Genomic DNA, 14,794 nt, shown 5'->3' on the forward strand with positions numbered 1-14,794 from the left:
ATTTCTATATAGATTTAAGTCGTATATGAGCTTGATCAGAGCGACTAATGTTCTGATTAAGTGCAAGGAGATAACTGATTGAACAAGGAGATAACTGATTGAAGATTTAGCGAAGCGCAAAAAATTTAAAAATTAGCCAAAGCTCTAATCAAATACAAGAAGTTAATGGATTAAGAAGGGTGTAAGGCATAAAAATATTAAAAGAGGGCACTAAAGCAGCTAAAGAACGCTTAATTAATAAAACCACTGTTTAAAATCTAATTGATAATTTTCTTGTGGATTGAGTTCTAAAATCCAAGCTGAATCTGCTCGCCAGTCCCCCAAAACAATACGTTGTTTATTCAGGACATGGTGAATCTCTGGACGATGGGTATGACCGTGAATTAAATAATCAACGTGTTCAATCACGGATTCGACTGCTTGAGCATTGACATCCATAATGTCATAGCTTTTTAGCTGTTTGGTTTCGCTACTTTTTTTCCGGAAACCATTGGCAAGTTTTTGTCTAAAGCTGAGTGGCAAGCTTTTCAGAAAGCCGAGTAGTAGAGGGTTTCGAATCACTTTACGAAAACGTTGATAAGCAACATCATCGGTACAGAGCGCATCACCATGTTCCAGTCGGAACGTATGTTGCTGAATATTTAAGGTATAAACGTCAGGCAGTAAAATGCCATCGAATTGTTTTAAGAATTTTTGACCTAAGGCAAAATCACGATTACCCACTTGGAAATAAACTTGGTTATTCGCTGCGGTGAATTTTTGCAAAGCGCTGACAATTTCATCTAACCATGGGGCGGTGTAATCATCCCCAATCCAAGCGTTAAACCAATCACCCAAAATATAGAGCTGCGTGTTATTATCCTGATATTGTTTCAATAAAGCTAAAAACCCTCGAACGAGTCGAGGGTGATCAGGTGACAAGTGTAGATCTGAAATAAACAGATAAGTCACAAAGAATCCTGTTGGATAAAATTATTCAGAGATAATTTTAGCAGATTCAATAACAACGTTCTCTAAAGGAACATCTGCGTGATAACCACGGTTACCTGTACGTACGCCTTTGATCGCTTCTACGATATCAAGACCTTCAACAACTTTACCAAATACGGCATAACCCCAGCCTTGTGCTGTTTTACCAGTGTGGTTTAAGAAAGAGTTGTTTTTAACATTGATAAAGAATTGAGCAGATGCAGAGTGCGGAGCTTGAGTACGCGCCATTGCAATTGTGCCTTCATCGTTGCTTAAGCCGTTGTCAGCTTCGTTTTCGATTGAATCACGGGTTGCTTTTTCTTTGAAGTTTTCGTCCATGCCACCGCCTTGGATCATAAAACCATCAATCACGCGGTGGAAAATTACGCCGTCATAGAAACCGTCACGTACATATTCTAAGAAATTTGCAACCGTTTTTGGTGCTTTTTCAGCGTTAAGCTCAAGAACAATACGACCTTTGTTGGTGTTTAATTCGACTTGAGGAAAACTCATTACATTAATCTCCTAAACATGGGCAAATTGACCATGGGTTTTTGGTTGAGAGAAGCATAAGCAAACTGTAAACTACAAGGCAAGTAAAAAACGTTAAAATCTTTCATAAATAGCAAAGATTGCGTTTTTATTTCCCCTTTTTAACTGTAAGAAGTGATTTACACCCTATGAAGCCAAATGATGTTGTTTCTGAACTGCCAAAGACCCCGACGCCGAATACCCATGCCTCTGTCGATGCCGCGCAGCAAGAACAACAGGCAGGCTTAGACTTTGTTCGTCAAGTGATTACCGATGATCTTAAAGAAGGGCGTACCCAAAAAGTAGTGACACGTTTCCCGCCTGAGCCAAATGGTTATCTACATATTGGTCATGTCAAAGCGATTTGTTTGAACTTTGGTATCGCTGAAGAGTTCGAAGGTTTATGTAATTTACGCTTCGATGACACGAATCCAGATGCCGAAGAGCAAGAATACGTTGATGGTATTGCCAATGATGTGAAATGGTTGGGCTTTAACTGGAATGGTGAGCCTCGTTATGCATCAGGTTATTTTGATCAACTTTATACATGGGCTGTTCAATTGATTGAACAAGGGGATGCTTATGTTGATTTGCAAACTCCAGAAGAAATCAAGCTGAACCGTGGTAATTTCGTCGAGCCAGGTAAAAACTCACCGTATCGCGATGCAACCGTTGCAGAGAACCTTGCGCGTTTTGAACAAATGCGTAATGGTGAAATTCAAGAGGGTGGTGCTGTCCTCCGTGCCAAAATTGATATGGCTAGCCCGAACGTGCATATGCGTGATCCGATTCTTTATCGTGTATTGCATTCAGAGCATCACCAAACCGGTGATAAATGGAAAATGTACCCAATGTATGACTATGCTCATCCATTGTCGGATGCGATTGAAGGTATTACTCACTCATTGTGTACTTTAGAATTCCAAGACCATCGTCCATTCTATGACTGGATTGTAGAGAAAGTGCATTCGCAAGCCGTACCACGTCAGTATGAATCTTCACGTTTAAATATTGACTATACGATTACCTCTAAACGTAAATTGCGTAAATTGGTTGAAGGCAATTATGTACAGGGCTGGGATGATCCACGTATGCCAACGGTTGTGGGAATGCGTCGTCGTGGTTTTACCGCTGAAGGTCTGCGTGATTTCTGTAAGCGTGTTGGTGTTTCTAAAACGGATGGTATTGTCGATGTGGCAATGCTTGAGTTCTGTATTCGTCAGTCTTTGGAAAATACCGCCGCACGTGGCATGGCCGTACTCAATCCGCTGAAAGTGACGTTGACCAATTTACCTGAAGAATTGGATCTCACTCATGCACGTCATCCAAACGTAGATATGGGCGAACGTATCATTCCTTTAACGCGTGAGCTTTATATTGATCGTAAAGATTTTGAAGAAGTACCGCCGAAAGGATTTAAGCGTTTGATTCCTGATGGCGAAGTGCGTTTACGCCATGCTTATGTGATCAAGTGTGATGAAGTGATTAAAGATGCCAATGGTGAAGTGGTTGAGTTGAAGTGTTCAATCGACCCTGAAACTTTAGGTAAAAACCCTGAAGGGCGTAAAGTGAAAGGTGTGGTTCATTGGGTCTCTGCGAGCAAAGGTGTACCTGCGGAAGTTCGTATTTACGATCGTTTGTTTAACGAAGCAGCACCAGATGCAGATGATGATTTCTTGGTACATTTAAATCCAGAATCGCTGCAAGTGGTACAAGCGGTGATTGAGCCTGCTTTAGCACAAGCAAAACCTGAAGATCGTTTCCAGTTTGAACGTGAAGGCTATTTTGTTGCAGACCAGTATGATCACCAAACGGATAAGCCAGTGTTTAACCGTATTCTGGATCTGAAAGATAGCTTTAAAGCAGATAAGAAATAATCATAAAAAGGCCTAATTTATATTAGGCCTTTTTTTCAAATAAAAATGTAACCTAAATAGTCGCAGGAACAATCTGTTCATGATTGATGTTTCTTATTTTAAAATTAAGTAGGATTGATTTGGTAGAAATAAATCAAAAGAGCAATTAAGAAAAAAACAGATACGACTAAGTAAGTATTAATCGTATTAAAACTTTTGATAAATTTTAAAAATACCATTTTTGCAATCACTAAAATATTAAGAATATAGAGTGATGACCCTATGTTTTGATCAATCTTATTGTGACTGAGATGCTATTTCAATATTTTGAGCTTAAGCTTTTAAAATTGTCCTATAACGTTATGAATAACGATATAAAGTGTTTATTTACATGCAGGTATAGGACTTAATAAAAAAAGATTTTTTATATTTTTTGATAGTAGAGCAACCCGCTGCATCGGTTTCGTCGTAGCGGGTAGATCATTGAGAGTAATATCAAGAAACGTTTGAGTTCAAACCTAAACGGTCGAGGAAATGCTGGATTACTTTTACGGTTTGATTTTCAAGTTGCATTGCATAAGCTTGATTATCTTGACGCAATTGAGGAATGGGTAAGCCTGCATGGCGTATTTCACAGGTATGCCCGATCAGCCATTTCTCAAAACTTTGCCCAACCACCTCAAGATGAAATTGCAGTGCCAAAATATTGTTGCCAATAGAAAAAGCTTGGTTTGGATAAATTGCAGAACTTGCTAATAAAGTTGCATTTGGAGGCAAATCAAAGGTATCGCCATGCCAATGCAGGACTTCGACATTTTCCAGTGCAGTTAAAGGATTATGTTCAACTGCTTTAATGTCCAACTGACTCCAACCGATTTCTTTTTGGTGTCCTGCATAGACTTTTGCACCCAATGCATGCGCAATCAGTTGTGCGCCTAAGCAAATCCCAATCGTTGGTTTATTGGCTTTTAAACGTTGTTTTAAACCTGCAATTTCATCTACTAAAAATGGATAGTCCTCGGTTTCATAGACGCCGATTGGACCGCCAAGAATTACGGTTAAGCCTTCATAATTAAGTGCAGGACTCAGATCATCGACACCCGCTTCGAAATAACGGACACGGAAACCGAATTGATAAAAAATATCTTCTAATGAGCCTAGGTCTTCAAAAGCTAGATGTTGAATGGCATAAACAGTTTTGAGATGAGCGGCGAGGGTCATAACCGAGTACCAATTGGATAAAAATTATGTTGTATCTTAAATCATTTTTAAGACAGATGTCTTGATGTTGTACGCTGTGGGCGGCGCTTAAAAATAGTATTGCCCACATCGCCATTTTAAAAAAGCAGTTTAGGTTGATGATTGTCTTCTAGAGTTGGAATAACATGTTCATCCTTCAAGTCAACGCCAGAAAGCCCCAGTCGTTTGGAATTATGCATTAAAGCCAGTAAACGTTGAGTAGCAATCGGAATACTTAATCCTGCTGGACGAATATTTGAAATACAGTTGCGTTGTGAATCCAGACAGCCACTGAATGCATCCAAGGTGTAATAGAGTCCCATGCTATCAGGCGAACTGAGACCCGGACGCTCACCAATCAGCATAATCAGCATACGCGCCTGAAAAATTTCAGCGACTTCATCACCTAAAGCAACACGACTGCCTGTGGCAATCACAACGGGTGCTAAAGACCATTGTTGTTCTGCAAAAGGCTGGATTAGTGCCTGTATAAAAGGCAGTGCATTTTCTTCAATGGCGCGGGCAGATAAACCATCACCAATCACGATGCAGACATCATAACTCTGCTGAAGTTGTTGCATCTGCTGAAGTTGTTGCATCGAATCGGTTGAAAGTAAACGTCCTAAATCAGGTCGTTTTAAATACAGCTCTTTATGTTCTGCCTGACTTTGCACATGGATGGGATTGAGCCCCAATTGCTGTAATTGCTCAGTCAGCAATTCAACATTTAAGCACTGAAAAACCGCATCTTTGGCCTGAGCATGGCTGAGTTGGAAATCCAGTAAAGCGCGGGTTGGGATACTGCAACCTGCACGTCCAATGGCAATACGGGCATCGGTAAACTGTTTTAGGGTTTCCCACGGGTCTTGATGCGCCTGTGCAGGAAATTGAATGTCTTTGGAAAGTTTCATTTGATTCTCCTCAATTCAATGCATCAATAACTTGGAGAATTGAGCAGGCATCTGTTCTGCCCAATGAATATGCTGTTGTTGCTGTTTTAAAATACCTTGTTGTTCTAACCAAGATGCAAACTCAGGTGCAGGCTGTAGCCCAAGCAGTTGTCTGAGGTATAGTGCATCATGAAAAGAGGTGGTTTGATAATTCAGCATCACATCGTCTGAGCCAGGAATGCCCATAATAAAATTAATTCCCGCCGTACCAAATAGGGTCAGCAGCACATCCATATCGTTTTGGTCGGCATCAGCATGATTGGTATAGCAAATATCACAGCCCATCGGCAGACCGAGCAGTTTGCCGCAGAAATGATCTTCCAGACCCGCACGGATAATTTGTTTGCCGTCATACAGATATTCAGGGCCAATAAAACCAACTACGGTATTGACCAATAAAGGATTGTATTTACGCGCCACGGCATAGGCACGCGCTTCAATGGTTTGTTGATCTACGCCGTGGTGTGCATTGCTGGACAGGGCACTGCCTTGGCCTGTTTCAAAGTACATCACATTGTTGCCGAGCGTACCGCGGTTTAAAGCCAGCGTCGCTTCATAACCTTCTTGTAGCATGGCAAGAGAAATACCAAAACCTTCATTGGCTTTCTGTGTACCTGCGATGGATTGAAACATCAGGTCAATTGGAACATTTTTTTCTGCCAGTTGAATGCCTGAACTGATATGGGTCAGAACACAAGACTGGGTCGGAATTTGATATTCCTGAATGACGTGATCGATCAGTTTTAACAGTTCAGATAAATTATGCAGATTATCGGTTGCAGGATTAATCCCGATCACCGCATCACCATTGCCATACATTAAACCATCCAAAATACTGGCGGAAATGCCCAGTACATCATCGGTCGGATGGTTGGGTTGCAGTCGGGTGGATAAATGTCCCTTCAAGCCAATAGTATTACGGAACTTGGTCACCACTTCACATTTGCTTGCAACATAAATCAAGTCTTGATTGCGCATAATTTTACTGACAGCTGCAACCATTTCAGGTGTGAGACCTGCTGCAAGTTGTTGCAGTTTGTCTGTAGTTGCATCTTCACTCAGTAACCAGTTGCGGAAATCACCAACCGTAAAATGTGCAATCGGTGCAAACAGATCAGCACGATGTTCATCAATAATCAGACGGGTAATTTCATCGTTTTCGTAGTCCACCACGGTTTCATTTAAAAAGTTTTTTAAAGGTACATCTGCCAGCGTGATTTGTGCTGCAACTCGTTCAGTTGCATCCTGTGCCGCAACGCCTGCCAGTTGATCGCCAGAACGTAAAGGGGTGGCTTTTGCCATCAAGGTTTTAAGATCAGCAAACTGATAGTGTTGTTGGGCCACGATTTGACGGTAACGCATGCGCTTCTCCTTAATCTTACTGATTATTGCTTTTCATCTGCGGTGATCTGGGCAAACTCTTCTTCTGGCGTTCCTTGAATGAGTTGATGGCGGCTATAAAAGATAAAATAGGCAATAAAGACCATATAAATGCCTGCTGCAATACACCACACTTTAGGATTGACCAGAAAACCTGCGACAACTGCGATGGCAGCTAAAATTAAGGCAATGCTCGAGGTTACGATACCACCAGGTGTTTTATAGGGGCGGTGCATTAAGGGCCGAGATACGCGGAGCTTAATATGTGACAGCATCATCAAGACATAAGAAATGGTCGCACCGAAGACTGCAATTAAAATCAGTAAATCTCCTTCTTTAGTTAAGGACAACAAGAATCCAATGATGCCAGGAATAATGATGGCTAAATAAGGGGCATGATTTTTATTGGTCAATGACAGCGATGTAGGTAAATAGCCGGCACGGGAGAGGGCGAAAATTTGGCGTGAATAAGCATAGATAATCGAAAAGAAACTGGCGATGAGTCCAGCAAGGCCGACAAAATTGACAAAGTTTGCCAACCATGTGCCTTGACCATAGACTTTGACGAGCGCATCGACTAATGGTGCACTGGAGTGTTGCAAGGTACTGGCACCGGCTGCACCTGCGCCCAAAAATAAAATCAGTAGGGCAAAAGCGGTTAAAATTAACATCGCACCAATCAGTCCGCGTGGCAGTGATTTGGCCGGATCTTTAGCTTCTTCTGCGGCTAAGGGCACACCTTCAACAGCCAAGAAAAACCAAATTGCATAGGGAACAGCTGCCCAAATGCCTAAATAGCCATAGGGTAAAAAGCTGCTTGCGCCAAATTGTTGCCCCGCAGGAATATCAAACAAATTCTGCGAATTAAAATGAGGCAGCATCGCAGCAATAAAAATAGCCAGTGCGATTGCCGCAACCAATGTGATGGCAAACATAATTTTGAGGGCTTCACCAGCACCTTTGAGATGAATACCCATAAAAATGAGATAACAGGCTAAATAAACTTGCCAGCCGCCAATGCCAAATAACGATTCACAATAGGCACCAATAAAGACCGCAATCGCTGCGGGTGCAATCGCGTATTCAATCAGAATTGCGGTACCTGTTAAATAACCACCGAGTGGGCCAAATGCGATACGCGCAAAACTATAACCGCCACCCGCTGTTGGCAGCATGGTCGCCATTTCAGACATGGCAAGGCATAGGCACAGATACATCACGGCAACAACTGCGGTGGCAACAAACATGCCACCCCAACCGCCTTGTGCAATACCAAAATTCCAGCCAGCGAAATCACCTGAAATGACATAGGCGACCCCTAAACCGATCAGTAATAACCAGCCCACGGCACCTTGCTTGAGTTTTCTTTGGGCAAAATAGTCTTCGGAAGATGTTGTTGATGCTGAAAGTGCAGAAATAGGGTCTTGATTGTTCATACAAAGCTCCGTGTATGGGTCTCATCAGCAAGATGCAAAAGCAATGCCGATGTTGCACACCTTGTGCCAAAATTTAATTTTTATTCGCTTGGATCATCCAGTTTTGTGGGGGGGAGAGCGTGTTTATTGAGCAATGAACATCAGGTTGTCGAAGACCGTATAAGCTCTTTTCGCAAGACTTATACGGTATTTTTATCGTTCGACAAACTTAGAAAAAGCCCATCGCTTTGGTTGAATAACTCACCAACAAGTTTTTGGTTTGTTGATAATGATCGAGCATCATTTTATGATTTTCACGGCCTACACCTGACTTTTTATAGCCTCCAAATGCGGCATGAGCTGGGTAGATGTGATAACAATTGGTCCAAACTCGACCCGCTTCAATGGCTCGACCAGCACGATAGGCGGTATGGGTTGAACGTGACCAGACCCCAGCACCTAAACCATACATGGTGTCATTGGCGATCTGGATGGCTTCATCAAAATCCTTAAATGTAGTGACAGACAGCACCGGACCAAAGATTTCCTCCTGAAACACTTGCATCTGGTTATGACCTTTGAAGATGGTTGGTTCGATGTAATAACCATTACCAACTTCGTTACGACCATGTCCACCTAAGAGTATTTCAGCACCTTCTTGTCGGCCTGTATCAATACAACGTAGAATTTTTTCTTGTTGTTCTAAGGATGCTTGTGCGCCAACCATGGTGTCGGTATCGAGTGGATGTCCAAGCTTAATTCGCTTGACCCGTTCGATGGCTTTTTCCATAAACTGATCGGCGATACTTTCTTGAATCAAAGCACGAGATGGGCAGGTGCAGACTTCACCCTGATTCAGCGCAAACATCGCGAAACCTTCAAGGGTTTTATCAAGAAAATCATCATCATGATCCATCACATCGGCAAAGAATACATTCGGTGATTTTCCGCCGAGCTCCAAAGTCACAGGAATAATGTTTTCCGTGGCATATTGCATAATCAATTGCCCAACTTGGGTTGAGCCAGTAAACGCAATTTTGGCAATGCGTGGGCTGGTGGCCAGTGGGCGACCAACTTCAGCACCATAACCATTGACGATATTGAGGACACCTGCTGGTAATAGATCCTGTATCAGTTCCGCCACCAATAAAATACCGACTGGGGTTTGTTCGGCAGGTTTGATTACTACACAGTTACCTGCTGCCAATGCGGGGGCCAGTTTCCATGCCGCCATCAAAATCGGGAAGTTCCAAGGGATGATTTGCCCCACCACACCGAGTGGCTCATGAAAATGGTAGGCGATGGTATCTTCATCAATTTCGGAGATACCACCTTCCTGAGCACGGATACAGCCTGCAAAATAACGGAAATGGTCAATGGCTAATGGGATATCTGCTGCCAGTGTTTCGCGGACTGGCTTACCGTTATCCCAGGTTTCAGCAACCGCCAACATTTCCAAATTGGCTTCCATGCGGTCTGCAATTTTTAGTAGCAAATTAGAGCGTGTGGTCGGAGAGGATTTGTTCCATTCTTTTTTGGCTTTATGGGCAGCATCCAGTGCCAGTTCAATGTCTTCGGCACTGGAGCGAGGAATACGGGTAAAACTTTTGCCATCGACAGGGGAAATATTGTCAAAGTAAACTCCTTTGACTGGTGCAACCCATTGCCCACCGATAAAGTTTTCATACTGGTCTTTAAAATGGATTTTTGAACCAGATTGATTGGGATCAACATAGCGCATCTACATACTCCTTTATGTGTTGTGATATTTTTAAATAAAGTACCAAGTACGTTATTAACACTGAACATATCGCGGCAAAGGTTGGAAAAAGGTTGGAATTGCATGTCAAGGACGTAGGGAATTACAAATGCATACAAAAAAGGAATTATTGCAACAGCGCAAGCAGGTTGAACAACTGAGAACGCAAAGTAGCCTCAACCCGCAGCATGCTGAAAAAATGGAACAGAGTATTGTCAGTTCATGGGAGCGTTCGAGTTTGGCTGAAATTCCTAAAGAACGTCTGGCTGCACCTTTATCTAATCAATTGACTGAACCAAGAAGTTCACTCAGCTTGGCCTTGCAAGCTTGTCGGGAAGATCTAAAACATATTGCAGAACAGTCTTCAATGGTGCTTGCTGTCGGTGATATGGGCAGTACCATAATCTGGACAGCATCTTGCACACAGATGCGCAATGCTGCTGAACAAGTTCACTTTGTTGCAGGGGGGCAGTGGCAGGAAGAGTTGGTTGGTACCAATGCTTTGGCACTTTCACTCAAAACCCGTAAATCGAGTTGTGTATTTTCCAATGAACACTATATGGCATCGGTGCATGATTGGGTTTGTTATGCTGCACCGATTATTGACCCTTATTCCAAGCAGGTTTTAGGTGTGGTGGATTTATCGACCACATGGGAAAATCACAATAGTTTAGGGCTATTGGCCGTCGAGCGTTGTGCCGCAATTTTGCAAATGGCGGTGCAGGAGTTACAGCAGCAGCATCTGTATTTTCGGACTTTAAATACGGCACAGGTCTTGCTGAACGGACGGAATTTAACTTTAACTCCAAGACAAATTGAAATTCTGGTGATTTTGGCCTTGTGCCCGCAGGGGTTGAATTTAGAGAATTTACATCAGGCTCTCTATGGTGAGCGTAAAGTTAGTATTGGGACCTTAAAGGCAGAAATGTCGCATTTAAGGGATCGTTTGGGTGATGCACTTGGTTCACGACCTTATCGTCTCAACGTTGCCATTGAGGCAGATTTCTTGCAACTTGAGCAAGCCTTGGATGCCGGTTATATCAGTACTGCACTGCAATGTTATACGGGCATCTTTTTGGCCAAAACTGAAAGCCCATTTTTATGTGCATGGCGAGATGGCTTGGAATCCCGTTTGAGTCATGCGATTTTTCAGACACAGGGCAGTGACGCTTTATTGAAGCATCTGGCCTATTCACCTGAAGCGGTGGATGCTGCTGAACGTTTACTGGAATTACTGCCAGCTTCGCATCCTGCTAAAAATATGCTCAGCAAGTACCATGACCACTGAGCATCCTGATATTGAAAAGGGTCGTCAGTATTACTGGATTTTTTCTGCTAACCAAGCAAACAGATCTTTATAAACCTGTGCACGCACAGGTGGTGCAGATAACACCAAATCATGCAGACCATTTTGAATGGACAGGGTTTGTACATCACCTTTCATTTTCTTGGCATTCTGGGTCATGTCTTTGACATCGAGAATCACATCGCTTTGTTGAGCGTCGATTCCCCATTTTCTTGGATTATTGGATTGATGTGAATGCATGATCAAAGTCGGTACATTTAAAGTCACACCTTGATGAATTTCTTTTTGCGCTTCGTGAATCGCCGTCACAAAAGACAAGTGCACAAAAGGCATGGTTTTTGGTTTCCAATCCAGATTGAAATCCCACTCACCATAAAAATCTTTATGTAAGCTTGGGGTATACCATTGGTTTAGACCACTTGGAAATTTGCCATTCGGTAGGCGTTTGCCTACTTCGCTCAAGAGTGGAATTCCCACTTTTTTCTCAAGCACACTTTTATAGAAATCATAGAATGGACTGTTGTTCCAGACTGCTTTGATTAAGCGATGGTCTGGATAATGTGCAGCATATAAGGTGGCGATTAGACCGCCAGTTGAATGGCCTGCCAGTAGCACTTGATTGTGATTTTCTTGACCGATAATTTCCAGTGCTTTGCTGATCTCAGCATCGTATTCACGTAAATCAAGCACATAGTAAAATTTTTGGTGAGGGAGGCGAGAGCGACCATATTTTCTCAGGTCAAGAGCGTAAAAATCGTAGCCATGCTGATTAAATTGTTCAGCCATTTCTTTTTGGAAAAAATAGTCTGCAAAACCATGAATATATAAAACCGCTTTTTTGGTCGCTTCAGCAGCCTTCTTGCGAACCAAAGTAGCAACAACTTTTCCATCATAATCATCAGCAAAATTTAAGGTCAGTTGCTGGTAATTTTCACCAAGTATATCTGGTTGATATGCATAGAGATTTGAAGTAGTCATTTTTATAGATCAAGTCTGAATTCATTAACAACCACATTAAATGAAATCATCTGTATGTCAATGCAATTATGCGACACCAAGCGTTCAACAACGTTAGAGGTTTGATGAGGAAATGCGGCTAGATTTCGTATTGCATTTTTATTTTGGGCAAAAAATCGTTAAGCTATGCGCTGTTGATTTTGACTGAAGAAATTATGAAACAAGAGACTGCACTCAAGTTACTTAAAGCTGGCGAAAATGTTTTTTTAACGGGCTCAGCAGGTGCAGGTAAAACCTATACGCTTAATCAATACATCCATTATCTCAAAGCACGTAAAGTACCTGTGGCAATTACCGCTTCGACAGGGATTGCGGCAACCCATATGAATGGTATGACTATTCACACTTGGGCAGGGATTGGAATTAAAGATCGTTTGAGTGATGATGACCTCAAGCGAATGAAAGAGCGTAAATATTTAAAAGAGCATTTAGAAAATGCCCAAGTTCTGATTATTGATGAAATTTCCATGTTGCACGCCAAGCAACTGAATCTGGTCAATCAAGTCCTGAAATACTTTAAAGAAAGTGACGAAGCCTTTGGTGGGATTCAGGTGATTGTGGCAGGTGATTTCTTTCAGTTACCGCCCGTTGGTAAAAAGGATGAAAGCAATCGCGATAAATTCTGCTTTATGTCTGATGCATGGGTCGAAGCCAAATTCCGTGTCTGTTATCTAACAGAACAGCATCGTCAGGATGATGAAATTCTCAATCAGATTTTAAATGCGATTCGTGCCCAGAATATTCAAAGCAACCATATTAGTGCTTTGCAGCAATCGCGCCAGCACGATATTGGCGAGACCTTTACTCGTTTATATACGCACAATATGGATGTCGATAATATTAATTATCAGCATCTCAATGAAATCGACAATGAAAGCCATCAGTTCAATGCGGTTATCGATGGCAATGAAAAGTTGATGGAAACCTTAAAATCATCGGTGCGTGCGCCTGAAGAACTGACCTTAAAGAAAAATGCCAAAGTGATGTTTGTTAAAAACAACTTTGATATGGGTTATATCAACGGCAGCTTGGGTGAAGTGATTGGTTTTGAAGAGGATGATAAACAGGGAATCTTGCCTAAAGTGAAATTGACTGATGGTACAACCTTCTTGGTTGAACCTGAAACATGGTCGATTGAAAATGAAGCAGGGAAGGCGATTGCCAGTTTCCAACAAATTCCTTTGCGTTTGGCTTGGGCGATTACGATCCATAAAAGTCAGGGAATGACTTTGGAAGCCGCAGAGATTAATCTGACTCATACCTTTGAAAAAGGTCAGGGCTATGTGGCGCTATCACGTTTAAAATCACTGACGGGGCTGAAACTACTTGGCTTTAATGAACAGGCACTTGAACTGGATAGCTTGGCGATTAAAGCAGATCGCCGTTTTCAGGAATTATCGACTGAAGCAGAAACCAACTTTGAAAATATTGATTTAACCACCCAGCATAATGCTTTTATTCGACATTGTGGTGGCACATTGAATGCCACTGAAATTGCCCGTAATGAAAAGAAAATTGCCAAGGGTGCCAAACAGAACTATGCCGCAGCGACCTTGGATGAAACCCGTACTTTATTTGAAGAGGGTTATGAAATTGAAGATATTGCACATGAGCGTGGTTTAACCCCTGCAACGATTATCAATCATCTGGCACGTCTGCATAAAGAGCAGGGTTTGGATATTTCAGTTGCCAGTCCAGGCGATGAAGTGATTGAAGAAGTGCGCAAGATTTATAAGCGTCTGCATAAACGTAAAAATCCTGAACATTTTACTGATGATGGTGCAATTAAATTACGTCCCATTGTTGAAGCCACTAGTCCACGAATGGCGTATGACCAAGTCCGTTTAGCCTTATTATTTATTGAATAGGAATGATAAAAAAATGCCGCATTTGATTGCCAACTATTCAGCCAATTTAACTGAATTAAATCCGCATCAATTATTAAAAGATGCGAATATTGCATTGGTTGAAACGGAATTGTTTATCGCAAATGATATTAAATCCCGTGCATTTAAAGATGACGTATTTTTAATTGGCTTGAATGAAACAGAAGAGGCCTATATTCATTTAAAGCTGTATATATTGAGTGGACGAACGCAGGCGCAGAAGCAAGCAGCGGGTGCGGCATTGTTGCGTCAATTGGAGCAAAAAAACTATATGCAATCTGAGGTCAGCTATCCCGTTCAGCTCTGTGTTGAAGTGATTGATATGCCCAAAGAAGATTATTTTAAAGCGACAGTTTAGTTTTGAAAACATCGCTGTTTTATCAAATAGGGAGAATTGGCCTTATTTGATAAAACATATTGATTGATGTGTGTCTTTATTTAATGATCTTTAAAAAAAATGCTAATTATTCTAACTGTTTATATTAA

The 14,794-nt window shown here is 41.9% G+C and carries 12 protein-coding genes; 4 read left to right on the top strand and 8 right to left on the bottom strand.

Annotation, left to right across the window (positions count from 1 at the left end; all coding sequences use genetic code 11):
* Positions 1–234: 234 nt before the first annotated feature.
* Positions 235–951, bottom strand: coding sequence for a UDP-2,3-diacylglucosamine diphosphatase (locus V6E90_RS03635; RefSeq protein ID WP_332604519.1), 717 nt, complete (start codon positions 949–951; stop codon positions 235–237).
* Positions 952–972: 21 nt separating this feature from the next.
* Entirely contained in the window at positions 973–1,482 is a 510-nt protein-coding gene (locus V6E90_RS03640) for a peptidylprolyl isomerase (RefSeq protein WP_004661403.1), read from the bottom strand.
* Between the two features lie 167 nt (positions 1,483–1,649).
* Between V6E90_RS03640 and V6E90_RS03645 the strand changes: the two genes are divergently transcribed.
* Positions 1,650–3,377 carry a glutamine--tRNA ligase/YqeY domain fusion protein gene (locus V6E90_RS03645; protein ID WP_332604520.1) on the top strand — a complete coding sequence of 576 codons (1,728 nt, stop codon included), beginning with the start codon at positions 1,650–1,652 and terminating at the stop codon, positions 3,375–3,377.
* Positions 3,378–3,851: 474 nt separating this feature from the next.
* Here V6E90_RS03645 and V6E90_RS03655 read toward each other — a convergent pair whose 3' ends face one another.
* From V6E90_RS03655 to exaC, 5 genes are all read right to left on the bottom strand, one after another.
* Complete coding sequence (locus tag V6E90_RS03655) at positions 3,852–4,577, bottom strand: glutamine amidotransferase (RefSeq protein WP_332604521.1); 726 nt, start codon at positions 4,575–4,577, stop codon at positions 3,852–3,854.
* A gap of 116 nt (positions 4,578–4,693) precedes the next feature.
* Positions 4,694–5,506 carry an ethanolamine ammonia-lyase subunit EutC gene (gene eutC, locus V6E90_RS03660; protein WP_332604522.1) on the bottom strand — a complete coding sequence of 271 codons (813 nt, stop codon included), beginning with the start codon at positions 5,504–5,506 and terminating at the stop codon, positions 4,694–4,696.
* 15 nt (positions 5,507–5,521) lie between these two features.
* Positions 5,522–6,907 carry an ethanolamine ammonia-lyase subunit EutB gene (locus V6E90_RS03665; RefSeq protein WP_332604523.1) on the bottom strand — a complete coding sequence of 462 codons (1,386 nt, stop codon included), beginning with the start codon at positions 6,905–6,907 and terminating at the stop codon, positions 5,522–5,524.
* 23 nt (positions 6,908–6,930) lie between these two features.
* Positions 6,931–8,361, bottom strand: a complete 1,431-nt coding sequence (gene eat, locus V6E90_RS03670; RefSeq protein ID WP_332604524.1) for an ethanolamine permease — start codon at positions 8,359–8,361, stop codon at positions 6,931–6,933.
* A 208-nt stretch (positions 8,362–8,569) separates the two neighbouring features.
* A complete protein-coding gene (gene exaC, locus V6E90_RS03675) occupies positions 8,570–10,081 on the bottom strand; it encodes an acetaldehyde dehydrogenase ExaC (RefSeq protein WP_332604525.1) in 1,512 nt (503 codons plus the stop codon).
* A 127-nt stretch (positions 10,082–10,208) separates the two neighbouring features.
* Here exaC and V6E90_RS03680 point away from each other — a divergent pair, with 127 nt between their 5' ends.
* Entirely contained in the window at positions 10,209–11,387 is a 1,179-nt protein-coding gene (locus V6E90_RS03680) for a transcriptional regulator (protein WP_332604526.1), read from the top strand.
* Between the two features lie 30 nt (positions 11,388–11,417).
* Here the strand turns inward: V6E90_RS03680 and V6E90_RS03685 are convergent, their stop codons facing one another.
* Positions 11,418–12,383: an alpha/beta hydrolase gene (locus tag V6E90_RS03685; RefSeq protein WP_016540999.1), complete on the bottom strand. Its 966-nt coding sequence runs from the start codon at positions 12,381–12,383 to the stop codon at positions 11,418–11,420.
* Positions 12,384–12,577: 194 nt separating this feature from the next.
* Here V6E90_RS03685 and V6E90_RS03690 point away from each other — a divergent pair, with 194 nt between their 5' ends.
* Positions 12,578–14,290, top strand: coding sequence for an AAA family ATPase (locus V6E90_RS03690; protein WP_016660291.1), 1,713 nt, complete (start codon positions 12,578–12,580; stop codon positions 14,288–14,290).
* A gap of 13 nt (positions 14,291–14,303) precedes the next feature.
* Positions 14,304–14,666 (top strand): 5-carboxymethyl-2-hydroxymuconate Delta-isomerase, encoded by a 363-nt coding sequence (locus V6E90_RS03695; protein ID WP_332604527.1) that lies wholly within the window; start codon positions 14,304–14,306, stop codon positions 14,664–14,666.
* The last annotated feature ends 128 nt before the right edge of the window (positions 14,667–14,794 follow it).

The sequence above is a fragment of the Acinetobacter sp. ESBL14 genome (assembly GCF_036668815.1).
Classification (GTDB): Bacteria; Pseudomonadota; Gammaproteobacteria; order Pseudomonadales; family Moraxellaceae; genus Acinetobacter; species Acinetobacter gyllenbergii.